The following is a 24,679-nucleotide window of genomic DNA, read 5'->3' as shown; positions in this document are numbered from 1 at the left end:
CCGTGCTCGATCAGCATCGCGTCCGAGCGGACACCCCCGGCTGCTTCGGACAGGCATTTCTCGACAGTGCCGGGTCCTCGCTGCCGCCGACGGTGGTGACCGAGACGGTGATCGCGCACCTGCGCCGGGAGGCCGAGGTCGGCGGCTACCGGGCCGCCGCCGAACGCGCCGACGACCTCGCCGACGTGAAGGTCGCACTCGCCGAGCTGCTCGGTGCCCGGCCCGGCGACCTGGCGCTGGTCGAGAGCGCCAGCCGCGGATGGGCCGACTTCTTCTACGCGGTGCCGCTGGCCGCCGGCGAGAAGATCCTGGTCTCGGAGGTCGAGTACGCCAGCAACGCCATCGCCGCGCTGCAGCGCGCGGGCGCCACCGATGCCGTCGTGGAGGTGGTGCCGTCCACACCCGCCGGGGAGATCGACCTCGATGCCCTCGCCCGGATGCTCGACGAGCGGGTGCGCCTGGTCTCGCTGGTACACGCGCCGACCAACGGCGGCCTGCTCAACCCCGTCCGCGAGGTGGTCGAACTGGCGCACGGCGTCGGGGCGCTGGTGCTGCTCGACGCCTGCCAGTCCGTCGGCCAGGTACCCGTCGACGTGACCACGCTCGGCGTCGACGCACTGTCCGGGACCGGTCGCAAGTGGCTGCGCGGACCCCGCGGCACCGGGTTCCTCTACGTGCGCCCCGAGCTGGCCCGCACGATGGAACCGGCGGCGCTGGACCTGCACGGTGCGCAACTGTCCGGACAGAAGCAGCTCGGCGGGTACCGCCTCGCCGAGGACGCGTCCCGGTTCGAGTTCTGGGAGTGCTCGGTCGCCGGGCGCCTGGGGCTCGGCGCGGCGGTGCGGTACCTGCTGGGGCTCGGCATCGAGGCCGTCGCCGCGTCGGTCGCCGAACGGGCCGAGTTCGCGCGGGCCTGCCTGGCCGCAGTACCCGGGGTGACCGTGCGCGACCTCGGCGCCACCCGGACCGGCATCGTCTCGTTCACGGTCACCGGGACCGAACCCGCCGCGGTACGGGAGTCGTTGGCCGCCAAGGACATCACCGTGACGGTGAGCGGACGGAGCTCGACCCAGGTGGACATGAGCCGCCGCGGCCTGGACGCCGTGGTGCGCGCGTCGCCGCACTACTTCAACACCCTCGAGGACGTGCAGCGGCTGGTCGACGCGGTCGACGCCATCCGGTGACGCCGACGGTCGACCGCCGGGTGGCGTCGGGGCGGGGGCGTCCGGTACGCTGTCCAAGTTGTCTCGGCGAGGGTGAACCAACAACCGTTGGATTACCGTGATCGACGCGGCTACGGCTACCAATCGAGCGTCACTGCTCCGGGCCGTGCGCGTTGTCCGCCCCCCGTCGAGCTCAACATCCAAGCGATGTAAATCTGATGTGAGCCGTAGGAGCTGTATTTCCATGTCGAACGAAGTCAACCGTCTCGAAGCCGCCGTCCGCACCGAGTTCGGCAAGGGTGCCGCCCGCCGCGCACGTCGTGACGGCCTGGTCCCCGCCGTGCTGTACGGCCACCAGAGCGAGCCGCAGCACCTCACGCTGAACGCCCGTGACTTCGCCCGCGTCCTGCGCGCCCACGGCACCAACTCGATCCTGACCCTGGACATCGAGGGCACCGAGCAGCTCGCGCTGACCAAGTCGGTCGTCGTGCACCCGATCCGTCGCCACATCGAGCACACCGACCTCCTCATCGTGAAGAAGGGCGAGAAGGTCTCCGTCGAGGTCGCGATCGTCCTGGTCGGCAACGCCAAGTCCGACGCCCTGGTCGTCACCGACGTCGACACCATCAAGCTCGAGGCCGACGCCCTCAACATCCCGGACCAGATCGAGGTCTCCATCGAGGGCGCCGAGGCCGGCACCCAGATCCTGGCCGGCGGCATTGAGCTGCCCGCCGGCGCCACCCTGGCCGACGACGCCGACCTGCTGATCGTCAACGTCGTTGCCGCTCCGTCGGGCGAGCCCGAGGCCGAGGAAGCTGCCGAAGAGGCCTGAGCCATCGGCCGGCACCCATCAGTGCAGCGCTAACGTGAACGGCGCGTCGTCCCGTCAGGGATGGCGCGCCGTTCTTCGTATCCGGCGCAGTCGAAACGCCCCTACCAGTGAGAGAACCGAAGCGTTGAGCGAGAACACCGCGACCGAGCCCCAAGGCCCCGCACTGGTCGTCGGACTGGGCAACCCCGGACCCCAGTACGAGCGCACCAGGCACAACGTCGGCTTCCTGGTGGTCGAGGCGCTCGCCGCCCGCGAACGCGCCCGGTTCAGCGTGCACAAGAAGAGCGGCGCTGACGCCGTCACCGTCCGGATGGCCGGCCGTCAGGTGATCCTCGCCAAGCCGCGCTCCTACATGAACCTCTCCGGCCAGCCGGTCGCCGCGCTGGCCCGGTTCTTCTCCGTCGAACCCGCGAACATCGTGGTGGTGCACGACGAGCTGGACCTGGACTTCGGAACGCTGCGGCTCAAGCTCGGCGGCGGCGAGAACGGGCACAACGGGCTGCGTTCGATCTCGCAGTCGCTCGGCACCAAGGACTACCTGCGCGTGCGCGTCGGCATCGGCCGTCCCCCGGGCCGGATGGACCCGGCCGACTACGTGCTCAAGCCGTTCTCCTCGGTCGAACGCAAGGAGCTGGACCTGAACTGCGAGGAGGCGGCGGACGCTGTCGACCTGCTGCTGCGCGTCGGGCTCGAGGCCGCGCAGAACCGGCTGCACTGAGCGGCACCCCGCAGCGGCCCCGCAGCGAGTGAACGGAACGTTCATTCGATGCGATCGAATGAACGGAAGCGTTCATTCGATGGGTGGGTGGCCGGTCAGCCGCCGATCAACGCGATCGAGGTGGCCCGCCGCAGCTTCCCCGACGAGGTCTTCGGGATCGACCCGGGACCGAGCACCGCGACGGTCCGGGGCCGGACCCCCACCTCCGCGACCACGGCGTGGGTGACCTCGTGCTCGATCCGGCGGATCTCCTCGGCACTGTCGATCTCGTTGGTCTCCACCGCGACCGCGAAGCCCTCCCGCTTCTTGCCCGCGTCCAGCCGGATGGCGACCGCGTTGCCCGGACGGACCCCGCGGACCCCGCACGCGGCGCGTTCGATGTCGGTCGGGTAGATGTTGCGCCCGCCCATGATGATCACGTCCTTGGCGCGGCCGCACACCACCACCAGACCGTCCTCGGTGAAGTAGCCGACGTCACCGGTGTCGATCCAGCCGTCGGGGTCCTGCGCGGGCCGGGGACCGTCCACCGTCAGGTACCCCGGCGTCACCGATGCGCCGCGCAGTTCGATGATGCCGACGCCGCGGGCAGGCAACTCGTTCCGGTCCTCACCGACCACCCGTCCCTGAAGCCCCGACACCAGGGTGCCGAGGGTCGGCAGGCGCCGGGCGTTGCTGCGCCGCGACGGCACCGCGATGCCGCCGGACTCGAGCAGGTCCGGGTCCACCGCGTCCAGCACCATCCCCAGTCCGGTCTCCGGAAGCGAGACGGCCAGGGTCACCTCCGCCATCCCGTACACCGGCGCGAGCGCCCGCGGGTCCAGCCCGAAACGGGCACCGGCCGCCGCCACCGCGGTCAACGTGTCGGGGTCCACCGGCTCGGCACCGTTGAGCAGGCAGCGCATCGTCGACAGGTCGACGGCGCCGTCGTCCGCCTGGGCCAGCCGGCGCGCCAGCACGGAGTAGGCGAAGTTCGGGGCCGCGGTGACGGATCCGCGGTACTTGCCCATCAGCGCCGCCCAGAGCAGCGGGTTGTTCAGGAAGTCGAGCGGGGTGATGCTCACGACCTCCGCGCCGAACAGCATCGGGAGGGTGAGGAACCCGACCATCCCCATGTCGTGGAAGAGCGGCAGCCAACTGATCATCACGTCCTGCTTGGGATCGATCTTGAGGCGGTCGATCATCGCGCAGGCGTTGGTGTACAGGTTGGCATGGGTGAGCTGGACCGCCTTCGGGGAGCCCGTGGACCCGGACGTCAGCTGCTGCACCACGATGTCGGACTCCGCGGTCGCGACGGGATCGACCTCCCCGCCTGCGCGCAGTTCGTCGAGGGTGACCACGCGGATACCGCGCTCGACCAGCAGCGGCGTCGCGGCCTCGAAGGGCGGACCCACGATCACCGCCGACGCCTCGATCATCGTGATCACCGTCTCGGTGTCCCGCGCCCAGACGGCCAGGTCGGTGCGCGGCGTCGGCTGGTGCAGCATGGTCACGCAGGCCCCGCGCATCCACGCCGCCTGGCAGGCGGGGGCGATGTCGACCGGCATCCCCGCGAGGACGCCGATCGCGTCGCCGTGGCCGATGCCCGCGGCCGCCAGCCCGCCCGCCATCGCGCGGGCCACCTGGTGGATCTCACGCCACGTCTGCCGCAGCGGCCGGTCCGGCTCGCCGGTGACCAGGCCACGGGTGCTCTCGGCGGCGCTCGCGTACATCTCTTCGGTGAACTTGCTCATGTGCAATCCCTCCAGAGGTACAAGCGGGAACTCCCACCATTGTGTTACACCCAACACACCTGAAGTTCGGTTCGCCCGATCTCCCGATCGTCCTCCTCCACGGCCCAGGTACGCTGGAGTACTGGCGTTTCGCCACGTCTCGGGTTGCTCGACCGGCTCGAGCAGTAACCGTCTCCAGTTAGGAATCCCCGGTGACCACCGAGCCCGCGTCGGCGCCCGACACCTCCTCCCCCGGCACCACCGAGGACGCGCCGACCGGCAAGTCCGCGGTCAAGTCCGAGAAGGCCCTGGCCGCGGAGGCCACCCGGCGACGCACCTTCGCCGTCATCTCGCACCCCGACGCAGGCAAGTCGACGCTGACCGAGGCCCTCGCGCTGCACGCGAAGATGATCTCCGAGGCGGGCGCGGTGCACGGCAAGTCCGGCCGCAAGTCCACGGTCTCCGACTGGATGGAGATGGAGAAGGCCCGCGGCATCTCCGTCAGCTCCACCGCGCTGCAGTTCAACTACAAGTCCCCAGAGACCGACCCGGCCGACGAGCCCAGCGTGATCAACCTGGTCGACACCCCCGGCCACTCCGACTTCTCCGAGGACACCTACCGGGTGCTCACCGCGGTCGACGCCGCGGTGATGCTGATCGACGCCGCGAAGGGCCTCGAGCCGCAGACCCTCAAGCTGTTCCAGGTGTGCAAGCACCGCGGCATCCCGGTGGTCACCGTGATCAACAAGTGGGACCGGCCGGGCCAGTCGCCGCTGGAACTGCTCGACGAGATCCACGACCGGATCGGGCTCACCCCGACGCCGCTGTACTGGCCGGTCGGCATCGCCGGCGACTTCCGTGGCCTGCTGCGCCGCGGCGAGGACGGCGCGCCGCAGGAGTACATCCGCTTCACCCGCACCGCAGGCGGCGCCAAGATCGCCCCCGAGGAGATCCTCGACGCCGACGCCGCGGCCGCCCGCGACGGCTCCGAGTGGGACACCGCCGTCGAGGAGAGCGAACTGCTCTCCGCCAGCGGCCAGGACCACGACCAGGAGATGTTCCTGGCCGGGCAGACCTCACCGGTGATCTTCGCGTCCGCCATGCTGAACTTCGGCGTCCGGCAGATCCTCGACACCCTGGTCAGCCTCGCCCCACCGCCCGCGGCCCGGGAGGACATCGCCGGTCGCACCCGCACCGTCACCGACCCGTTCAGCGCCGTGGTGTTCAAGGTGCAGGCCGGCATGGACACCTCGCACCGCGACCGGCTGGCCTTCATGCGCATCGTCTCCGGCGTCTTCGAGCGCGGCATGGTGGTCACCCACGCCCAGACCGGCAAGCCCTTCACCACCAAGTACGCGCAGACGGTCTTCGGCCGCGAACGCTCCACCGTCGAGTCCGCCTTCCCCGGCGACGTCGTCGGCCTGGTCAACGCGACCGCACTGGCCCCCGGGCACACCCTGTACACCGACAAGAAGGTGGAGTTCCCGCCGATCCCGTCGTTCGCCCCGGAGCACTTCTCGGTGCTGCGCGCGGAGAGCGCCAGCAAGTACAAGCAGTTCCGTCGCGCCGTCGAACAGCTCGACTCCGAAGGCGTGGTCCAGGTGCTGCGCAACGACATTCGCGGCGACGCCTCGCCCGTCATGGCGGCCGTCGGCCCGATGCAGTTCGAGGTGGTCGCGGCGCGGATGAAGGCCGAGTTCTCGGTCGAGGCGAAGATGGAGGGCCTGCCCTACCAGCTGGCCCGACGCACCGACGCCGCGTCCGAGGTGGAGCTGAACCGGCAGCGTGGCGTGGAGGTGTTCACCCGCTCCGACGGCGTGATGCTGGCCCTGGTCAGCGACAAGTGGCGGCTGCAGTACCTCCAGAAGGAGCACCCGGAACTGACGCTGGAACCGCTCGTCGCGACCACCGACTGACCCCTCGCGTCGTAGCATCGGGCGGTGACCGACACCGCCCGCACTCCCCTGCGCGTACTCGTCTACAGCGATGACGCGACCGTCCGCGCAGCGGTGACGCGGGCGCTGGGCACCCGCCCGGACCCCGACCTGCCCGAGCTCACCTACGTCGAGGTCGCCACCGCCCCGGTGGTGATCGAGCACCTCGACGCGGGCGGCGTCGACCTCGCGATCCTCGACGGCGAGGCGACGCCTGCCGGCGGGATGGGGATCGCCAAGCAACTCAAGGACGAGATCGACCCGTGCCCACCGATCCTGGTGCTGATCGGCCGGGCCGACGACGCCTGGCTGGCCGACTGGTCGCGGGCCGAGGCCACCTCGACACACCCGATCGACCCGCTGCGGCTGGCCGAGACCGCGCTCACCCTGCTGCGCGGCCGACGGCCCGCGTAGCCCCGGCGACCGGGCTTCGACGCGCCGTCGACCGCTGAAGCCGACCTGCCCGCGGCGACGGCGGTAGCGTGTGTGTCACAGCTCACCAACGCCCGCAAACCGGGTGGTCAGGCTCTCGCGGAGAGGGGTTTCGACGCAGTGAACGAATACCTGCCGATCCTCGTCCTGGGCACGATCGCCGCTGCCTTCGCGATCGTCTCGGTGATCCTCGCGTCCGTGGTCGGTCCTCGGCGGCACAACCTGGCCAAGCTCGACGCCTACGAGTGCGGAATCGACCCGACGCCGGAGCAGCCGGACGGCGGCGGCCGCGGGGCCGGCGGCCAGCGCATCCCGGTGAAGTTCTACCTGACCGCCATGCTCTTCATCATCTTCGACATCGAGATCGTCTTCCTCTACCCGTGGGCCGTGCACTTCGACGCCCTCGGTGTCTTCGGGTTCGCGGCGATGGCGCTGTTCATCTTCAACGTCTCGGTGGCCTACGCCTACGAGTGGAAACGGGGCGGGCTCAGCTGGGACTAGGTCTTCTCCGACAAGAGCTTCGCCGAAAGTGAGGTCGAGTATGGGTCTCGAGGAAAAGCTGCCGAGCGGCTTCCTGCTGACCACCGTCGAGTCGCTGGCCGGATACGCCAGGAAGGGCTCGCTGTGGCCCGCGACCTTCGGGCTCGCCTGCTGCGCGATCGAGATGATGGCCACCGCCGCCGGACGCTACGACATCGCCCGGTTCGGCATGGAGGCGTTCCGCGCCTCGCCCCGCCAGGCCGACCTGTTGATCGTCGCGGGCCGGGTCAGCCAGAAGATGGCGCCGGTGCTGCGACAGGTCTACGACCAGATGGCGGAACCGAAGTGGGTGCTCGCGATGGGCGTGTGCGCCTCGTCGGGCGGGATGTTCAACAACTACGCGATCCTGCAGGGCGTCGACCACATCGTCCCCGTGGACATCTACCTGCCGGGCTGCCCGCCGCGTCCGGAGGCGCTGCTGAACGCGATCATCACCCTGCACGAGAAGATCGCGCAGATGCCCCTCGGCGTCAACCGCGACGAGGCCGTGCGGGCCGCCGAGCAGGCGGCACTCGCATCCACCCCGACCTTCCAGGTGCAGGGGTTACTGCGGTGACCGAGAAGCGTCAACGCGGGATGTTCGGCGTCAGCGGCACCGGCGACACGTCGGGGTACGGACGCCTGGTCCGCCCGGTCACCCTGCCCGACAGCACTTCCCGACCGTACGGCGGCTACTTCGACGAGGTCGCCGACAACCTGGCCGCCGCGCTCCGACCGCACGGCATCGACTTCGCCGAGGCCGTCGAACGGGCGGTGGTCTTCCGCGACCAACTGACCCTGCACGTGCGCCGCGAGTACCTGCCGCGGGTCGCCCGACTGCTGCGCGACGAGCCCGACCTGCGCTTCGAGCTGTGCCTGGGCGTCAGCGGCGTGCACTACCCGGAGCAGACCGACCGCGAGCTGCACGCGGTCTACCCGCTGCTCTCGATCACCCACGGCCGTCGGATCCGGCTCGAGGTCAGCGTGCCCGACTCCGACCCGCACCTGCCCTCGCTGTGCGGGGTGTACCCGACCAACGACTGGCACGAGCGGGAGACCTACGACTTCTTCGGCCTCGTCTTCGACGGCCACCCGTCGCTGACCCGGATCGAGATGCCCGACGACTGGACCGGCCACCCGCAGCGCAAGGACTACCCGCTGGGCGGCATCCCCGTCGAGTACCAGGGCGCGCAGATAGCGCCGCCCGACGAGCGGAGGGCGTACCGCTGATGCCTGCGAGCAAGGAGACCGTGTACACGTCGGGCGGGCAGGACTGGGACGAGATCGTCGAGGCCGCACGCGAATCCGGCGACGAACGGATCGTCGTCAACATGGGCCCACAGCACCCGTCCACCCACGGCGTGCTCCGCCTCGTCCTGGAACTGGAGGGCGAGACGGTCACCGAGGCGCGGTGCGGGATCGGCTACCTGCACACCGGAATCGAGAAGAACCTCGAGTACCGCAACTGGACGCAGGGCGTCACCTTCGTCACCCGGATGGACTACCTCGCCCCCTTCTTCAACGAGACGGCCTACTGCCTCGGCGTGGAGCGACTGCTCGACATCACCGACGCGATCCCGGAGCGGGCCACCGTGATCCGGGTGCTGCTGATGGAACTGAACCGGATCTCCTCGCACCTGGTGGCGCTCGGCACCGCGGGCATGGAGATGGGCGCGGTCACCGCGATGATCTTCGGGTTCCGGGAGCGCGAACTGGTCCTCGACGTCTTCGAGGAGATCACCGGCCTGCGGATGAACCACGCGTACGTCCGGCCCGGCGGGCTGGCCCAGGACATGCCGGCAGGCGCGGACCGCAAGGTGCGCGAACTGCTCGACCTGATGCCGTCGCGGCTGCGGGACCTGGAGAACCTGTTGACCGACAACCCGATCTGGAAGGGCCGCAACCAGGGCATCGGCTACCTCGACCTGACCGGGTGCATGGCCCTCGGCGTCACCGGACCCGTGCTGCGGGCGACCGGGCTGCCACACGACCTGCGCCGGTCCGAGCCCTACTGCGGCTACCAGGACTACGAGTTCGACGTCGTCACCGACACCGGGAACGACTGCTACGGCAGGTACCTGATCCGAATCGGCGAGATGAAGGAGTCGCTGAAGATCGTCGAGCAGTGCCTGGACCGGCTGCGTCCCGGCCCGGTCATGGTGGCGGACAAGAAGATCGCCTGGCCCGCCGATCTCCGCCTCGGCAGCGACGGGCTGGGCCAGTCCGCCGAGCACGTCGGCAACATCATGGACCACTCGATGGAGGGCCTGATCCACCACTTCAAGCTGGTCACCGAGGGCATCCGGGTGCCCGCCGGGCAGGTGTACACGGCGGTCGAGTCGCCCCGCGGCGAGCTCGGGGTCCACATGGTCAGCGACGGCGGCACCCGCCCGTACCGGGTGCACTTCCGGGACCCGTCGTTCGCGAATCTCCAGGCGGTGGCCGCGATGTGCGAGGGCGGCATGGTCTCCGACGTGATCGCCTCGGTCGCCAGCATCGACCCCGTCATGGGCGGGGTGGACCGGTGAGCGCCGCGGAGCCGGTGTTCGTCGAGCTCGGCGGGCGGCCGGAGCGCAGCGCGCCGCAGTCGCCTGCCGACGCCCGGCGCGCCTACCCCGCCGACGTGCTGGCCCGGCTCGAGATCGACGCCGAGGAGATCATCGGGCGCTACCCCCGCTCCGCCACGGACCGAGCCGAGCGACCGCAGCACGCCGAGCGCTCCGCGCTGATCCCGATGCTGCACCTGGTACAGGCCGAGGACGGATACCTCACCCCGGCCGGAATCGACTTCTGCGCAGCGCAACTGGGCCTCAGCGGCGCCGAGGTGTCCGCGGTCGCCACCTTCTACTCGATGTACCGGCGCACTCCGACCGGCGACTTCCACGTCGGGGTGTGCACGAATGCGCTCTGCGCGGTCATGGGTGGCGACGAGATCCTGGCGGCCCTCGAGAAGCACCTCGGTCTCGGCGGCGCCGGCTCGACCGGTGACACCACCGCCGACGGCCGGATCACCCTCGAGCACATCGAGTGCAACGCGGCCTGCGACTACGCGCCGGTGGTGATGGTCAACTGGGAGTTCTTCGACAACCAGACCCCGGACTCGGCCGCGGCGGTCGTCGACGCCCTGCGGGCCGGCGAGCAGGTCACCCCGAGCCGGGGCGCGCCGCTGTGCACCTTCCGGCAGACCGCGCGGATCCTCGCCGGGTTCCCCGACGAACGCGACGGCGCGCTCGCGGCCGCAGGCGTCGGCGACGCCACCGTGGCCGGGCTGCGCGTGACCCGAGAGCAGCGCGACCGGCCCCGCGCCGGGGCGACCCCGCTGACCCCCGTGCTGAGCGGGTACTGGGACGACCCCGAGTCCTGGACGCTCGAGACCTACCGCCGCCACGACGGCTACCAGGGCCTGCACCGGGCCCTGAACCTGAAGCCGGAGGAGGTCATCGCGGCGGTCCAGGACTCCGGGCTGCGCGGCCGCGGCGGTGCGGGTTTCCCCACCGGGACCAAGTGGTCCTTCATCCCGCAGGACCCGGACATCGGCGCGGCGCATCCGCACTACCTGGTCGTCAACGCAGACGAGTCCGAGCCGGGCACGTGCAAGGACATGCCGCTGATGCTGGCCACCCCGCACGCCCTGGTCGAGGGCGCGATCATCGCGGCGTACGCGATCCGGGCCGCGCACGCCTTCATCTACGTGCGCGGCGAGGTGGTCCCGGTGCTGCGCCGACTGCAGGCCGCGGTCGCGCAGGCGTACGAGGCCGGGTACCTCGGCCGGGACATCCTGGGCAGCGGCTACGACCTCGACCTGGTGGTGCATGCCGGCGCCGGGGCCTACATCTGCGGCGAGGAGACGGCGCTGCTGGACTCGTTGGAGGGCAGGCGCGGTCAGCCCCGGCTGCGGCCGCCGTTCCCCGCCACCGAGGGCCTCTACGCCTGCCCGACCGTGGTCAACAACGTCGAGTCGATAGCGAGCGTGCCGTCGATCATGCTCGGCGGCAGCGAATGGTTCCGGACGATGGGCAGCGAGAAGTCCCCGGGTTTCACCCTCTACTCGCTGTCCGGGCACGTGACCCGGCCCGGGCAGTACGAGGCGCCGCTGGGGATCACGCTGCGCGAGCTGCTCGACTACGCAGGCGGGGTCCGGGCCGGGCACCGGCTGAAGTTCTGGACCCCGGGCGGCTCGTCGACGCCGATCTTCACCGACGCGCACCTCGACGTCCCGCTGGACTACGAGGGGGTGGCCGCCGCGGGGTCGATGCTGGGCACCAAGGCCCTGCAGGTCTTCGACGAGACCACCTGCGTGGTGCGGACGGTGCTGCGCTGGTCGCAGTTCTACGCGCACGAGTCCTGCGGCAAGTGCACGCCCTGCCGTGAGGGCACCTACTGGCTGGTGCAGATCCTCGAGCGGCTGGAGGCAGGCGCAGGCACCGAGGCGGACCTCGAGAAGCTGCTCGACATCTCCGACAACATCCTCGGCCGGGCCTTCTGCGCGCTCGGCGACGGCGCGACCAGCCCGATCACCTCCTCGATCGCGCTCTTCCGCGACGAGTACCTCGCCCACTTCGGGTCGGGCTGCCCCTTCGACCCGGCCGCGTCGACCCTTCGGCCTCGTCGATCCACGGGAGGTGCGCGATGACCGTCCACGAGGCCAGCGACGCGACCGGCCTGCCGCTGCCGACCGACCTGGTGACCCTGACCGTCGACGACACCGAGATCAGTGTCCCCAAGGGCACCTTGGTGATTCGGGCCGCCGAGCTGATGGGCGTGCAGATTCCCCGGTTCTGCGACCACCCGCTGCTCGAACCGGTCGGCGCCTGCCGGCAGTGCCTGGTGGACGTGGAGGGCCAGCGAAAGCCCCTGGCCTCGTGCACCACCACGGTCTCCGACGGCATGGTCGTGCGCACCCAGCTCACCTCGCCGGTGGCCGAGAAGGCGCAGCGCGGCGTGATGGAACTGCTGTTGATCAACCACCCGCTGGACTGCCCGGTCTGCGACAAGGGCGGCGAGTGCCCGCTGCAGAACCAGGCGATGTCCAGCGGCCGGACCGAGACCCGGTTCCTCGGGGTCAAGCGCACCTTCCCCAAGCCCATCCCGCTCTCCTCGGAGATCCTGCTGGACCGGGAGCGCTGCGTGCTCTGCGCCCGGTGCACCCGGTTCGCCGAGCAGATCGCAGGCGACCCGCTGATCGACATGCTCGAACGCGGTGCGCGGCAACAGGTCGGCGTCGCCCCGGACCAGCCGTTCGACTCGTACTTCTCCGGCAACACGGTGCAGGTGTGCCCGGTCGGCGCGCTGACCAGTGCCGACTACCGGTTCCGCGCCCGGCCGTTCGACCTGACCTCGAGCCCCAGTGTGTGTGAGCACTGCGCCAGCGGCTGCGCCCAGCGCACCGACCACCGGCGCGGCAAGGTGATGCGGCGCCTGGCCGGCGACGACCCGCAGGTCAACGAGGAGTGGAACTGCGACAAGGGCCGGTTCGCATTCACCTACGCCACCGAGCCGGACCGGCTCACCACCCCGATGGTCCGCGGCGCCGACGGCGAGCTGGCGCAGGCGTCCTGGCCCGAGGCGTTGGCGGCGGCGGCCCGCGGTCTGGGGGCGGCGACCGGCGGGTCCGGGGTGTTGGTCGGCGGCCGGTCGACCGTCGAGGACGCCTACGCCTACGCGAAGTTCGCGCGGGTTGCGCTGGACACCAACGACATCGACTTCCGGGCCCGCGCGCACTCCGCAGAGGAGGCCGAGTTCCTCGCCTGCCGGGTGGCCGGGCGGCCGATGACCCTCACCTACGGCGACCTGGAGCAGGCACCGACGGTGCTGCTGGTGGCCTTCGAACCGGAGGAGGAGTCACCGATCGTCTACCTGAGACTGCGAAAGGCGGCGCGGCGGAACACTCTTCGGGTGCTGTCGGTCGCCCCGTGCGCGACCCGCGGACTGGAGAAGATGTCCGGCCTGCTGATCCAGACCGTGCCCGGCGCCGAAGCCGCGGCGCTCGACGCCCTGCGCGAAGACACCGGGCTGTGCACCCCCGGGGCCGTCATCCTGGTCGGCGAGCGGCTCGCGGCGGTGCCCGGCGGGCTCACCGCGGCGGCCGCGCTGGCCGACGCCACCGGCGCCTCGCTGTCCTGGGTACCGCGCCGGGCCGGCGAACGCGGCGCGGTGGAGGCCGGTGCACTCGGGTCCCTGCTGCCCGGCGGGCGACCCGTTGTCGACGCCGAGGCGAGGGGGCAGGTCGCCGCGGCCTGGAACCTTCCGCACCTGCCGTCGAGGCCCGGCCGGGACACCGCGGGCATCCTCGACGCCGCGCGGTCCGGGGCACTGGGCGCGCTGCTGATCGGCGGCGTCGACCTCGACGACCTGCCCGACCCGGACCTCGCCCGCGGCGCCGTCGAGGCTGCCGGGTTCGTCGTCAGCCTGGAGCTGCGGCGCAGCGCGGTCACCGAGCTGGCGGACGTGGTGTTCCCGGTCTCGCCCGTGGTCGCGAAGCCGGGGACCTTCCTCACCTGGGAGGGCCGCGAGCGCGAGTTCGGCGCCGCGCTGGACACCTCCGCGGCGATGCCGGACCAGCGAGTGCTGGATGCCCTCGCCGAGCGGATGGGCGTGGTCCTCGCGCTGCCGGACGCCGCATCCGCCCGCGAGGAACTCGCCGGACTCGCGTCCTGGGACGGGGCGCGGCCGGCCTACCCCGACCGGGCCGACGCCGAGCCGCCCGCGCCCGACCCCCGTCCCGATCCCGGTCCGGGCCAGGCGATCCTGGCGAGCTGGCGGATGCTGCTGGACGCCGGGCGGCTGCAGGACGGCGAACCGCACCTGGCCGGCACCGCCCGCACCCCCGTCGCCCGCCTGAGCGCAGGCACGGCCGCCGAGATCGGCCTGGTCGACGGCGACCCGGTGACCGTCTCCACCGGCCGCGGCTCGCTGACCCTGCCGCTGTCGATCACCGACCTGCCCGAGCGGGTGGTGTGGCTGCCGCTGAACTCCCCCGGCGCCGCGGTGTACCCGCAACTGGCGGCCGCCTCCGGCGCCGTCGTCCGGATCCGGCCGGGGCGACCGTGATGACCGCCGCCGCGGCCGCCGACCTGTCCGCATTCGGGCAGGACCCGTGGTGGCTGGTGATCGGCAAGTCGGTGGCCATCTTCGCGTTCCTGATGCTGACCCCGATCGTCGCCATCCTCGCCGAGCGCAAGGTGATGGCGTGGATGCAGATGCGGATCGGCCCCAACCGGATCGGACCGTGGGGCATGCTGCAGTCCCTCGCCGACGGGATCAAGCTGGCGCTCAAGGAGGGCATCATCCCGGCCGCCGCGGACAAGCCGGTCTACCTGCTGGCGCCGGTGATCGCGGTGGTGCCCGCGATCATGGCGTTCGCGGTGATCCCGTTCGGCCCGGAGGTGTCCGTGTTCGGGCACTGGACGCCGCTGCAGCTGACGGATCTGCCGGTGGCAGTGCTGTACATCCTCGCGGTCACCTCCGTCGGGGTCTACGGGATCGTGCTCGCCGGCTGGTCGTCCGGCTCGACCTACCCGCTGCTCGGCGGGCTGCGCTCGACCGCGCAGGTGATCTCCTACGAGATCGCGATGGGCCTGACCTTCGCGGCGGTGTTCCTGGTCGCCGGCACCATGTCCACCTCCGGCATCGTGGCCGCCCAGGACGGCCTCTGGTACGTCTTCCTGCTGCTGCCGTCGTTCCTGATCTACGTCACCTCGATGGTCGGCGAGACCAACCGCGCCCCGTTCGACCTGCCGGAGGCCGAGGGCGAACTGGTCGGCGGCTTCCACACCGAGTACTCGTCGCTGCGGTTCGCGATGTTCATGCTCGCCGAGTACATCAACATGGTCACCGTCTCGGCGCTGGCCACCACGCTGTTCCTCGGCGGCTGGCACGCGCCGTGGCCGCTGAACATGTGGGACGGCGCGAACTCCGGCTGGTGGCCGGTGCTGTGGTTCACCGCGAAGGTGTGGGCCTTCCTGTTCCTGTTCATCTGGCTGCGCTCGACGCTGCCGCGACTGCGCTACGACCAGTTCATGAACCTGGGCTGGAAGATCCTGATCCCGGCGTCGCTGTTGTGGGTGATGGTCGTCGCCGCGGTGCGGGCGCTGCGCAACGCCGGGCACGACACCTCGACGATCGCCCTGGTCGGCGCCGGCGTGCTGGTCGCCCTGGCGGTCGGCGCCCTGGTGCGGCGGATGCTGCGGCGACTGGCCGAGCCGGCGCCCCCGGGGCCGCCGACGGCGCCCCCGGCGTTCGACCCGATGGCCGGCGGCTTCCCCGTCCCACCGATGCCCGGCCAGGCCGTGCCTGCCTTCACCCGACCCACCGCGTCAACTTCTGTGCAGGAGGACAGCGATGCCTGAATTCCTCGGTCCCCTATCGGGTTTCGGCGTGACCTTCTCGACGATGTTCGCCAAGCCGAACACCGAGTCCTACCCGGAGGAGAAGGTCCCGACCGCGCCCGGCTACCACGGCAGGCACCAACTGAACCGGTACCCGGACGGCCTCGAGAAGTGCATCGGGTGTGAGCTGTGTGCCTGGGCGTGCCCGGCCGACGCGATCTACGTCGAGGGCGCGGACAACACCGACGACGAGCGCTACTCGCCGGGCGAACGGTACGGACGCGTCTACCAGATCAACTACCTGCGGTGCATCGGCTGCGGCCTGTGCATCGAGGCCTGCCCGACGCGGGCGCTGACCATGACCGACGACTACGAGATGGTCGACGACAACCGCGCCGGACTGATCTACGGCAAGGACCGGCTGCTCGCGCCCCTGCAGGACGGCATGACGGCGCCGCCGCACCCGATGGCCGAGGGCGCCAGCGACGAGGACTACTACCGGGGCAACGTGATCGGCGAGGTGCTGCCGTGACCGGGCCCGGGCCGGCGCTGTTGGCCGCCGGCGCCCTCGACGCCGAGCCGCTCACCCGCACCTCCACCAGCGAGGCCGTGCTGTTCTGGGTGCTCGGCACGCTCGCGGTGCTCGGCGCGCTCGGGGTGGTTGGCGCCGCCAAGGCCGTCTACTCGGCGCTGTTCCTCGCGATGACGATGATCGTCCTGGCGGTGTTCTACATCGCCCAGGGCGCACTGTTCCTCGGTGTGGTGCAGATCGTCGTCTACACCGGCGCGGTGATGATGCTGTTCCTGTTCGTGCTGATGCTGATCGGCGTCGACTCCGCCGACTCGCTGGTGGAAACCCTGCGCGGGCAACGGGTTGCAGCGGTCGCGGTGGGCATCGGGTTCGGGATCTTGCTGGTCGGCGGCATCGGCCGGGCCGTCGCACGGGCAAGTTTCGTCGGCCTGGACGAGGCCAACGGGGCGGGCAACGTCGAGGGCCTGGCCGAACTCATCTTCACCCGCTATGTGTGGGCCTTCGAGCTGACCGGCGCGCTGCTGATCACCGCGACGGTCGGCGCCATGGTGCTGGCACACCGAGAGCGCTTCGACCGGCGGCGGACCCAGCGGGAGCTCTCGCAGGAGCGTTTCAGCGCGGGCGGACGGGTCACCCCGCTGCCCGGCCCGGGCGTCTACGCGCGGCACAACGCCGTGGACATGGCCGCGCTGCTGCCGGACGGCACGCCCGCCACGCTGTCGGTCAGCCGCACGCTGCGTCCCCGCGAGACCGAGGCTTCCGTTCCGACACTCGACGGCAAGGAGGAGGGCACTCGATGAATCCCGAGAACTACCTGTACCTCTCGGCCCTGCTGTTCACGATCGGCGCCGCCGGTGTGCTGCTGCGGCGCAACGCCCTGGTGGTGTTCATGTGCATCGAACTCATGCTCAACGCGACCAACCTCGCGTTCGTGACCTTCGCCCGGATGCACGGGCACCTCGACGGGCAGGTCTTCGCGTTCTTCACGATGGTGGTCGCCGCCGCCGAGGTGGTCGTGGGACTCGCGATCATCATGACCATCTTCCGGGCCCGCCGCAGCGCCTCGGTCGACGACGCGAATCTGCTGAAGTATTGAGTACCGTCGCGCTCGTCCCGGCCCTGCCGTTGCTCGGCGCCGTCGTGCTGCTCCTGGGCGGCCGGCGCGCTGATTCCTGGGGACACCTGCTCGGCTGCATGGCCGCGCTCGCGTCGTTCGCCGTCGCCGCGGTCGCCTTCGTGGAGATGCTCGGTCGCGCCGACGCCGACCGCTCCGTGCACCAGAGTTTGTTCAGCTGGGTGCCGGTGGCGCAGCTGCAGGTGGACTTCGGGCTGCAGCTCGACCAGCTGTCGATGTGCTTCGTGCTGCTGATCACCGGGGTCGGATCGCTGATCCACCTCTACTCGGTCGGATACATGGCGCACGACCCGCAGCGCCGAAAGTTCTTCGCCTACCTCAACCTGTTCCTCGCGGCGATGCTGATACTGGTGCTGGCCGACAACTTCCTCGGCCTGTACCTGGGCTGGGAGGGCGTCGGTCTGGCGTCGTACCTGCTCATCGGGTTCTGGCAGCACAAGCCGGCCGCGGCCACGGCGGCGAAGAAGGCGTTCGTGGTCAACCGGGTCGGTGACATGGGCCTGGTCGTCGCGCTGATGATCATGTTCGCGACCTTCGGCTCGGTCGGCTTCGCCGAGGTCTTCGGCGCCGCACCGCAGGCCAGCGAGTCGGTGCTGACCGCGATCGGGCTGACGCTGCTGCTAGCCGCGTGCGCCAAGTCCGCGCAGGTGCCGCTGCAGTCGTGGCTGGGCGACGCGATGGAGGGCCCGACGCCGGTCTCCGCCCTGATCCACGCCGCGACCATGGTGACCGCAGGCGTCTACCTGATCGTGCGCTCCAACCCGGTCTTCGACCTGGCGCCGAATGCCCGGCTGGCCGTGGTGGTCGTCGGCGCGGTGACGCTGCTGTTCGGCGCGATCATCGGCTGCGCCAAGGACGACATCAAGAAGGCTCTCGCGGCGTCGACGATGAGTCAGATCGGCTACATGGTGCTGGCCGCCGGGCTCGGCCCGGCCGGCTACGCGTTCGCGATCCTGCACCTGCTCACCCACGGCTTCTTCAAGGCCGGGCTGTTCCTCGGCGCCGGGTCGGTGATGCACGGAATGAACGAGGAGACCGACATGCGCCGCTACGGCGGCCTGCGCGCGGTCATGCCGATCACCTTCGTCACCTTCGGCCTGGGCTACCTGGCGATCATCGGGATTCCGCCGTTCTCCGGGTTCTTCTCCAAGGACAAGATCATCGAGGCGGCGTTCGCGCAGCCCGGCGTCACCGGTCCCGTGCTCGGCGCCGTGACCGTGCTCGGCGCCGGACTGACCGCGTTCTACATGACCCGGGTGATGCTGATGACGTTCTTCGGCGACCGCCGGTGGCAGGGCGGCGCACACCCGCACGAGTCGCCCGGCGTGATGACGGCGCCGATGATCGTGCTCGCGGTCGGATCGGTCGCGGCAGGCGCACTGCTGACCGTCGGTGCCTCGCTGGCGGACTGGCTGGCACCGGTGGTGGGCAGCGACCACGAGCAGCCGCCGATTCCGGTGTGGGCGATCACCGCCGGAACGCTGGCGGTGGTGCTCGTCGGCGTCGCGGTCGCCTACCGGCGGTACGCCGCCGAGCAGATCCCGGTGACCGCCCCGACCGACGTCTCGGCGCTCACCGTCGCAGCCCGCCGCGACCTCTACGGCGACGCGGTCAACGAGGCGGTGTTCATGCGTCCGGGTGCGGGGCTGACCCGGGCGCTGGTCACCGTCGACGACCGGGTCGTCGACGGCTCCGTCGACGGAATCGCCGGGCTGGTCGGCGGCGTCTCGTCGCGGATCCGGCGGTTGCAGACCGGCTTCGTCCGGTCCTACGCCCTCGCGATGTTCGCGGGCGCGGCCCTGGTGGTCGCGACGATGCTGCTGGGGAGGCTCTGGTGAACGAGATTCCCTGGTTGACCGCGCTGTGGCTGGTGCCTGCGGTGGGCGCCGTGGTCGTGATGGCGGTGCCCGCGCGGCAACGCCGCCTCGCGAAGGCCCTCGCACTGGGCGTCTCGGTACTGACGCTCGCCGTCGCCGTCGCGGTCGCGGTCGGCTTCGAGCCGGGCGGCGATCGGTACCAGTTCGTCGAGTCCCATTCCTGGATACCCGCTTTCGGTACCCGCTACGCCCTGGGTGTGGACGGCATCGCGCTGGTGCTGGTGCTGCTCACCGTGGCCCTGGTGCCGCTGCTGATGCTGGCGGGCTGGCACGACGCCGGCGCCGAGCCCGCCGACGGCGGCCGCGAGTCCCGGGGCGCGCACACCTATTTCGCGCTGATCCTGACGGTCGAGGCGATGGTCCTGCTCTCGTTCACGGCCCTCGACATCCTGCTGTTCTACATCTTCTTCGAGGCCATGCTGATCCCGCTGTACTTCCTCGTCGGCGGGTTCGGCCCGCGGGCGGACCGGGCCCAGCGGTCGCGCGCCGCGGTGAAGTTCCTGCTGTACAACCTGTTCGGCGGGCTCGTCATGCTGGCCGCGGTGATCGGCCTGTACGTGGTGACCGCCGGCGACCGGAGCCCGTTCGCCGCAGGCACCTTCGACCTCCGCGCGATCGTCGACGCGGTCTCGTCGGGCGCGCTGGTCATCGACGCACCGGTCGCCAACGCCCTGTTCCTCGGCTTCATGTTCGCCTTCGCGGTCAAGGCGCCGCTGTGGCCGCTGCACACCTGGCTGCCCGACGCCGCCGTCCAGGCCACCCCGGCCACCGCGGTGCTGATGATGGCCGTCGTCGACAAGGTCGGCACCTTCGCGATGCTGCGTTTCTGCCTGCAGCTGTTCCCGGACGCATCCCGGACGTTCGCGCCGTGGATCGTCTCGCTGTCGGTGGTCGCCGTCGTCTACGGAGCCCTGCTCGCGATCGGCCAGACCGACGTGATGCGCCTGATCGCGTACACCTCGATCTCGCACTTCGGGTTCATCATCCTGGGGATCTTCGCGCTGACCAGCCAGGGGCAGGCCGGTTCCACCCTCTACATGGTCAACCACGGCATCTCCACGGCGGCGCTGTTCCTGATCGCCGGCTTCCTGGTCTCGCGCCGCGGCACCCGGGCCATCGCCGCGTTCGGCGGGGTGCAGAAGGTGGCGCCGGTGCTGGCCGGCACCTTCCTCGTCGCGGGCCTGGCCACCCTGTCCCTGCCCGGGCTGGCGCCGTTCGTCAGCGAGTTCCTGGTCCTGGTCGGCACGTATCCGCGCTACGAGGTCGCCGCGGTGATCGCGACGCTCGCGCTGGTGCTCTCCGCGGTCTACGTGCTGTGGCTCTACCAGCGGGTGATGGGCGGGCCCGTCACCGAGGGCAACGAACGGATCCGCGACCTGGTGCCCCGCGAGGTGCTGGTGGCGGCGCCGCTGCTCGCGTTGCTGCTGATCCTCGGCCTCTACCCCAAGCCGGCGCTCGACGTCATCACCCCGGCGGTCACGCGGACGTTGACGACAATCCACCAACCGGACCCGGTCCCGACCGTCGCCGAGCAGGACGGAGGTGCGCACCGGTGAGTCCCGCACTGTTGTCCGCGTCGAGCGTCGACGCACCAGATGTCGAGTACAGCCTGCTCGCGCCGATGCTCATCGTGTTCGGCGTCGCCGCCGCCGGGGTGCTGGTCGAGGCCTTCGTGCCGCGCCGGTACCGGTACGGCTGCCACCTGGTGCTCGGTCTCGGCGGCCTCGTCGCGGCGTTCGTCGCCGTCGTCGCGCTCGCCGGGACCGAGGAGTCCGCGGTGGCCGGCGCGGTCGCGATCGACGGCCCGACCCTGTTCCTGCAGGGCACGATCCTGCTCGTCTCGATCCTGGCGATCGCGTTGATCGCCGAGCGCCGCATCGACCGGGTGGGCACCGGGGACTCGGACACCGGCAGGGGCGTGGTCGGGCGTGCGGACGCGTTCGCCCCGCAGGCGTCCGCGGTCCCGGGCAGCGTCGCCGAACTCGAGGCCACCCGGGCCGGCGTCGCCCAGACCGAGGTGTTCCCGCTGACCCTGTTCGCGGTCGGCGGCATGCTGCTCTTCCCCGCGTCGAACGACCTGCTCACCATGTTCGTCGCGCTCGAGGTGTTCTCGCTGCCGCTGTACCTGCTGTGCGGGCTGGCGCGCAGGCGTCGGCTGCTCTCGCAGGAGGCGGCGATCAAGTACTTCCTGCTCGGCGCCTTCTCGTCGGCGTTCTTCCTGTTCGGCACGGCCCTGCTCTACGGGTACTCCGGGACGGTCTCGCTGCCGGGCATCGCCGACGCGATCGCGTCGGACGCAGGCGAGCGGCCGCTGGCGCTGATGGGCGCGGCCCTGCTGTCGGTGGGGCTGCTGTTCAAGGTCGGTGCGGTGCCGTTCCATTCGTGGATCCCCGACGTCTACCAGGGCTCCCCCACCCCGATCACCGCGTTCATGGCGTCGGCGACCAAGGTCGCGGCGTTCGGCGCGATGCTGCGCGTGTTCTACGTCGCCCTGCCCGGCCTGCAGACGGACTGGCGTCCGGTGCTCGCCGCCGTCGCCGTCCTCACGATGCTGGTCGCCTCGGTGCTGGCGGTGACGCAGACCGACGTGAAGCGGATGCTCGCGTACTCCTCGGTCTCGCACGTCGGGTTCATCCTCACCGGGCTGATCGCCGGCAGCCACGACGGGATCTCGTCGACGCTGTTCTACCTGCTCGCCTACAGCTTCAGCGCCCTCGGCGGCTTCGCCGTCGTCGGCCTGGTGCGCGGACCCGACGGCGAGGCCACCACGTTGTCGCAGTGGGCGGGACTCGGGCGGCGCTCGCCGCTGCTCGGCAGCGTCTTCGCGCTGCTGCTGCTCGCATACGCCGGCATCCCGCTGACCAGTGGGTTCGTCGCCAAGTTCGCGGTCTTCCAGGCCGCGCTGGCCGGCGGCGCCCTGCCCCTGGTGCTGGTGGGGGTTCTCGCCAGCGCGATCGCGGCGTTCTTCTACGTGCGGGTGATCGTGCTGATGTTCTTCGCGGAGCCGCATGCGGACGAATCGGTGGTCGCGGCGCCCAGCGTCGGGACGACCGTGGCGATCGCGGTGGCCGCCGCGGTGACGGTGGTGCTCGGGATCGCCCCGCAGCCGGTGCTGGACCTGGCGGATTCGGCCGCGTCGTTCCTGCGCTGACCGGGCGCCGGTCGGCGGCGGGATGCGGCCGGGTAGAACTGTGCTGTGAACCCCCTGCTCACCCTCTTCGACGCGGAGATCCACCTCGGCGGCGCCACCATCCTCTGGCGTGAGGTGGTCGGCAACACCTTCGGCATCGCCTCCGCCGTCGGTGGGATGAAGCGGGTGGTGTGGGCCTGGCCGGTCGGCATCGCCGGAAATGCGTTGCTGTTCACCGTGTTCATGGGTGCGCTGTTCCACACCCCGCAGGAGTTGAACCTGTACGGGCAGGCCGGCCGCCAGCTGTTGTTCATCACCGTCAGCGTCTACGGCTGGACCCGGTGGCTGCAGTCCCGGCACGACTCCGGCGCGGCGGTGCTGCCGCACTGGGCGACCACCCGGCAACGAATCGTCATGGCGGCGACCATGATCGTGGGCACCGTGGTCTTCGCCCAGGTCTTCGGACTGCTCGGCTCCTACGGCCGGTGGGCGGAGGCGTGGATATTCACGGGATCGGTGCTGGCCACCTACGGCATGGCCCGGGGCTGGACCGAGTTCTGGCTGATCTGGATCGGCGTCGACGTGGTCGGGGTGCCGCTGCTGCTGCAGGCGGGCTTCTACCCGTCGGCCGTGCTGTACCTGGTGTACGCCGGGTTCGTGCTGTGGGGGTTCGCGGTGTGGCTGCGGATCCAGCGGCGGGCCGTCGGCGAGGACGCCCCGGCTTCCGGCTTGTGAGGCGGGACGGCCGTCAGCTAGGCGTGGGACGCGACCGTGTTCTCGCCGGCACGGTCGGCCGGCTCGATGCTCCGCCGCCTGACGAGAAGAATGATCGCGAGAATCGGGTAGGCCAGCAGCGGCGCGAAAGTACCCACGTACGCCTGCTGGTCCAGCAGGATGACCGTCCCGGTGAGTAGCGAGAAGTCGAAGAGTCCGTGCATGACGGAGTTGAGCGCGTTGCTGCCCGAGACGCGGCGCGTGAGGTAGAAGAAGTATCCCGCGAGGCTGACGATGACCGCCTGGGCGATCGCGCCGCTGCCGCCGCCGGTGAAGACGTTCGACAGGTGCACCACACCGAAGATGAGGCTGGACCACAGGGCGACCTGCCCCTCGCGGAGGCCGTGCTGGCGCAGCACCGTGACGCCGATACCGCGGAACATGCCCTCCTCGCCCCAGCCGACGAACTGCGTCGCGATGAGCAGGCACACGATGAACAGCCAGCCCTTCTCCGACAGCGCGCTGTAGTTGATGCCCAGCAGGATCGCGCCGAGGAGGATCGCGGGCACGACCCAGACCCATCGGCTGACCGGTCGGTCGTCCTTCATCACCGGCCGCCACCAACCGAGCGCCGCGATGACCGCGTAGGTGAAGATCACCGAGAGCCCAAGCGGGATCAGCATCGTGAAGACCACCCCGCGGGTGGTCAGGGTGTCGTCCTCGTCGGCCCAGCCGGCGATCAACGTTCCACTGATCTTGATGATCGCCAGGTAGGCGACGACGATCACGGCGAAGGCCAGGTAGGAGAGCCGGCGGCCGGTGATTCCCGACGGCGGCGCCTCGTGCTTCGGTGTAGTCACCGCGCAAGAGTATGCAGACAATTGACCCACTCGTGAGATTGACACTCGGTGTCGCGGGCGTTGTTCGACGCCCACTCTTCGGCCCGCATCGAGTGTTCGAGCGTTCCTCGGCTCGACTGCACGCAGGATCCCTCACCAACTCCTAAGAGTTGGCTAACCACCGCCGAGTTTTCCGCTCATAGGTTCGTGGATGTCGCGGCCACCAGGGCCGCGACCCCGAGCGAGGAGATCACCCGTGCGCAAGACCATCGTCAACAACTCCACCCGCAGGCGAGCTGCCGTTGCCGCCGTCGGCTTCAGTGCGGTCGCGGCGCTCGCCGTGCCGGGAGTGGCCTGGGCCAACGACGCCATCCCCAGCACCGCGCCGGTCGTCGTGTCCGTCCCCGCCACGCCGACCGTCCCCGCCACGCAGGCCGAGCCCACCGCTGCCGGGTGCGCCGCCGCCCGCGTCCTCACCCCGGAGGAGGTCGACGCACTGATCGCGAAGGGAGAGCTCGTCATCGACACCACCGAGCCCGCGATGCTCGTCGACGCCGCGGGCGACCCGTCGGCGACCGTCGTCCTGGATGCGATCGACATGGACACCGCGGTTCCCTCGACTGCAGCCGTAGCCGTGGACGACGCGTCGGCAACGGTCATCCGCCTGGCCGAGCTCGTCGGCCAGGGCCAGACCGTCGCGGACCTGATCGCGCGGGGCGTGGACGCGCTGACCGGCCCGGGCGCCGCCGTCACGCTCGCACTGCCCGCCTGCTGACCCGGTGAGATCCGCGGGCGCTCGAACTGCCGACATCCTCACT

The 24,679-nt window shown here is 70.7% G+C and carries 22 protein-coding genes; 20 read left to right on the top strand and 2 right to left on the bottom strand.

Annotated features, from left to right (window positions below; all coding sequences use genetic code 11):
• Window positions 1-2 precede the first annotated feature (2 nt).
• The 3 genes from ACFO6S_RS17465 (at window position 3) to pth (ending at window position 2,713) form a co-directional block, all read left to right on the top strand.
• Window positions 3-1,184 carry an aminotransferase class V-fold PLP-dependent enzyme gene (locus ACFO6S_RS17465; protein ID WP_378419135.1) on the top strand — a complete coding sequence of 394 codons (1,182 nt, stop codon included), beginning with the start codon at window positions 3-5 and terminating at the stop codon, window positions 1,182-1,184.
• Between the two features lie 223 nt (window positions 1,185-1,407).
• Window positions 1,408-1,995 carry a 50S ribosomal protein L25/general stress protein Ctc gene (locus tag ACFO6S_RS17460; protein WP_378419134.1) on the top strand — a complete coding sequence of 196 codons (588 nt, stop codon included), beginning with the start codon at window positions 1,408-1,410 and terminating at the stop codon, window positions 1,993-1,995.
• 124 nt (window positions 1,996-2,119) lie between these two features.
• Window positions 2,120-2,713 carry an aminoacyl-tRNA hydrolase gene (pth, locus tag ACFO6S_RS17455; protein WP_378419132.1) on the top strand — a complete coding sequence of 198 codons (594 nt, stop codon included), beginning with the start codon at window positions 2,120-2,122 and terminating at the stop codon, window positions 2,711-2,713.
• A 95-nt stretch (window positions 2,714-2,808) separates the two neighbouring features.
• Here the strand turns inward: pth and ACFO6S_RS17450 are convergent, their stop codons facing one another.
• Window positions 2,809-4,443 (bottom strand): fatty acyl-AMP ligase, encoded by a 1,635-nt coding sequence (locus ACFO6S_RS17450; RefSeq protein WP_378419130.1) that lies wholly within the window; start codon window positions 4,441-4,443, stop codon window positions 2,809-2,811.
• Between the two features lie 287 nt (window positions 4,444-4,730).
• Here ACFO6S_RS17450 and ACFO6S_RS17445 point away from each other — a divergent pair, with 287 nt between their 5' ends.
• From ACFO6S_RS17445 to pnuC, 16 genes are all read left to right on the top strand, one after another.
• The gene (locus ACFO6S_RS17445) at window positions 4,731-6,338 is read left to right on the top strand and encodes a peptide chain release factor 3 (RefSeq protein ID WP_378419456.1); all 1,608 of its coding nucleotides are present in this window, start codon (window positions 4,731-4,733) and stop codon (window positions 6,336-6,338) included.
• A 24-nt stretch (window positions 6,339-6,362) separates the two neighbouring features.
• Window positions 6,363-6,770: an Rv3143 family two-component system response regulator gene (locus tag ACFO6S_RS17440; RefSeq protein WP_378419128.1), complete on the top strand. Its 408-nt coding sequence runs from the start codon at window positions 6,363-6,365 to the stop codon at window positions 6,768-6,770.
• Between the two features lie 138 nt (window positions 6,771-6,908).
• Window positions 6,909-7,289, top strand: coding sequence for an NADH-quinone oxidoreductase subunit A (locus ACFO6S_RS17435; RefSeq protein ID WP_378419126.1), 381 nt, complete (start codon window positions 6,909-6,911; stop codon window positions 7,287-7,289).
• Between the two features lie 40 nt (window positions 7,290-7,329).
• On the top strand, window positions 7,330-7,884 hold the full coding sequence (locus tag ACFO6S_RS17430; protein ID WP_378419125.1) for a NuoB/complex I 20 kDa subunit family protein: 555 nt from the start codon (window positions 7,330-7,332) through the stop codon (window positions 7,882-7,884).
• A 20-nt stretch (window positions 7,885-7,904) separates the two neighbouring features.
• Entirely contained in the window at window positions 7,905-8,537 is a 633-nt protein-coding gene (locus ACFO6S_RS17425) for an NADH-quinone oxidoreductase subunit C (RefSeq protein ID WP_378419455.1), read from the top strand.
• Complete coding sequence (locus ACFO6S_RS17420) at window positions 8,537-9,835, top strand: NADH-quinone oxidoreductase subunit D (RefSeq protein WP_378419122.1); 1,299 nt, start codon at window positions 8,537-8,539, stop codon at window positions 9,833-9,835. Before ACFO6S_RS17425 ends, ACFO6S_RS17420 begins: the two co-directional genes overlap by 1 nt.
• Window positions 9,832-11,940 carry an NADH-quinone oxidoreductase subunit NuoF gene (nuoF, locus tag ACFO6S_RS17415; RefSeq protein WP_378419120.1) on the top strand — a complete coding sequence of 703 codons (2,109 nt, stop codon included), beginning with the start codon at window positions 9,832-9,834 and terminating at the stop codon, window positions 11,938-11,940. The genes ACFO6S_RS17420 and nuoF overlap by 4 nt, the downstream gene beginning before the upstream one ends.
• The gene (locus ACFO6S_RS17410; RefSeq protein WP_378419119.1) at window positions 11,937-14,357 is read left to right on the top strand and encodes an NADH-quinone oxidoreductase subunit G; all 2,421 of its coding nucleotides are present in this window, start codon (window positions 11,937-11,939) and stop codon (window positions 14,355-14,357) included. Before nuoF ends, ACFO6S_RS17410 begins: the two co-directional genes overlap by 4 nt.
• Complete coding sequence (gene nuoH / locus ACFO6S_RS17405) at window positions 14,357-15,655, top strand: NADH-quinone oxidoreductase subunit NuoH (RefSeq protein ID WP_378419117.1); 1,299 nt, start codon at window positions 14,357-14,359, stop codon at window positions 15,653-15,655. Before ACFO6S_RS17410 ends, nuoH begins: the two co-directional genes overlap by 1 nt.
• Window positions 15,648-16,166: an NADH-quinone oxidoreductase subunit NuoI gene (nuoI, locus tag ACFO6S_RS17400; RefSeq protein WP_378419115.1), complete on the top strand. Its 519-nt coding sequence runs from the start codon at window positions 15,648-15,650 to the stop codon at window positions 16,164-16,166. Before nuoH ends, nuoI begins: the two co-directional genes overlap by 8 nt.
• Window positions 16,163-16,966, top strand: coding sequence for an NADH-quinone oxidoreductase subunit J (locus ACFO6S_RS17395; RefSeq protein ID WP_378419113.1), 804 nt, complete (start codon window positions 16,163-16,165; stop codon window positions 16,964-16,966). The genes nuoI and ACFO6S_RS17395 overlap by 4 nt, the downstream gene beginning before the upstream one ends.
• Entirely contained in the window at window positions 16,963-17,262 is a 300-nt protein-coding gene (nuoK, locus tag ACFO6S_RS17390; protein WP_378419111.1) for an NADH-quinone oxidoreductase subunit NuoK, read from the top strand. Before ACFO6S_RS17395 ends, nuoK begins: the two co-directional genes overlap by 4 nt.
• Window positions 17,259-19,139: an NADH-quinone oxidoreductase subunit L gene (gene nuoL, locus ACFO6S_RS17385; RefSeq protein ID WP_378419110.1), complete on the top strand. Its 1,881-nt coding sequence runs from the start codon at window positions 17,259-17,261 to the stop codon at window positions 19,137-19,139. The genes nuoK and nuoL overlap by 4 nt, the downstream gene beginning before the upstream one ends.
• Entirely contained in the window at window positions 19,136-20,734 is a 1,599-nt protein-coding gene (locus ACFO6S_RS17380) for an NADH-quinone oxidoreductase subunit M (RefSeq protein ID WP_378419108.1), read from the top strand. Before nuoL ends, ACFO6S_RS17380 begins: the two co-directional genes overlap by 4 nt.
• A complete protein-coding gene (nuoN, locus tag ACFO6S_RS17375; RefSeq protein WP_378419107.1) occupies window positions 20,731-22,329 on the top strand; it encodes an NADH-quinone oxidoreductase subunit NuoN in 1,599 nt (532 codons plus the stop codon). The genes ACFO6S_RS17380 and nuoN overlap by 4 nt, the downstream gene beginning before the upstream one ends.
• A gap of 45 nt (window positions 22,330-22,374) precedes the next feature.
• Window positions 22,375-23,043: a nicotinamide riboside transporter PnuC gene (gene pnuC / locus ACFO6S_RS17370; protein ID WP_378419106.1), complete on the top strand. Its 669-nt coding sequence runs from the start codon at window positions 22,375-22,377 to the stop codon at window positions 23,041-23,043.
• 17 nt (window positions 23,044-23,060) lie between these two features.
• On the opposite strand, the gene ACFO6S_RS17365 is transcribed toward pnuC, so the two are convergent.
• A complete protein-coding gene (locus tag ACFO6S_RS17365; RefSeq protein ID WP_378419105.1) occupies window positions 23,061-23,882 on the bottom strand; it encodes a CPBP family intramembrane glutamic endopeptidase in 822 nt (273 codons plus the stop codon).
• Between the two features lie 235 nt (window positions 23,883-24,117).
• Between ACFO6S_RS17365 and ACFO6S_RS17360 the strand changes: the two genes are divergently transcribed.
• Window positions 24,118-24,636 (top strand): hypothetical protein, encoded by a 519-nt coding sequence (locus ACFO6S_RS17360; RefSeq protein WP_378419104.1) that lies wholly within the window; start codon window positions 24,118-24,120, stop codon window positions 24,634-24,636.
• Window positions 24,637-24,679: the final 43 nt, after the last annotated feature.

Origin of the sequence: Rhodococcus kronopolitis, from assembly GCF_042654025.1 — a bacterium.
Taxonomy (GTDB): Bacteria; Actinomycetota; Actinomycetes; order Mycobacteriales; family Mycobacteriaceae; genus Rhodococcus_G; species Rhodococcus_G kronopolitis.
Note: the sequence above shows the minus strand (reverse complement) of the source record. Positions and strands in the feature narration are given on the sequence as shown.

What these genes read in the sequence shown, in the direction of transcription:
- ACFO6S_RS17460 (WP_378419134.1), top strand. Translation starts at nt 1,408, where the DNA reads ATGTCGAACGAAGTCAACCGTCTCGAAGCCGCCGTCCGCACCGAGTTC.
- ACFO6S_RS17450 (WP_378419130.1), bottom strand. Translation starts at nt 4,443, where the DNA reads ATGAGCAAGTTCACCGAAGAGATGTACGCGAGCGCCGCCGAGAGCACC.
- ACFO6S_RS17420 (WP_378419122.1), top strand. Translation starts at nt 8,537, where the DNA reads ATGCCTGCGAGCAAGGAGACCGTGTACACGTCGGGCGGGCAGGACTGG.
- nuoK (WP_378419111.1), top strand. Translation starts at nt 16,963, where the DNA reads ATGAATCCCGAGAACTACCTGTACCTCTCGGCCCTGCTGTTCACGATC.
- nuoI (WP_378419115.1), top strand. Translation starts at nt 15,648, where the DNA reads ATGCCTGAATTCCTCGGTCCCCTATCGGGTTTCGGCGTGACCTTCTCG.
- ACFO6S_RS17430 (WP_378419125.1), top strand. Translation starts at nt 7,330, where the DNA reads ATGGGTCTCGAGGAAAAGCTGCCGAGCGGCTTCCTGCTGACCACCGTC.
- nuoH (WP_378419117.1), top strand. Translation starts at nt 14,357, where the DNA reads ATGACCGCCGCCGCGGCCGCCGACCTGTCCGCATTCGGGCAGGACCCG.
- ACFO6S_RS17425 (WP_378419455.1), top strand. Translation starts at nt 7,905, where the DNA reads ATGTTCGGCGTCAGCGGCACCGGCGACACGTCGGGGTACGGACGCCTG.
- ACFO6S_RS17410 (WP_378419119.1), top strand. Translation starts at nt 11,937, where the DNA reads ATGACCGTCCACGAGGCCAGCGACGCGACCGGCCTGCCGCTGCCGACC.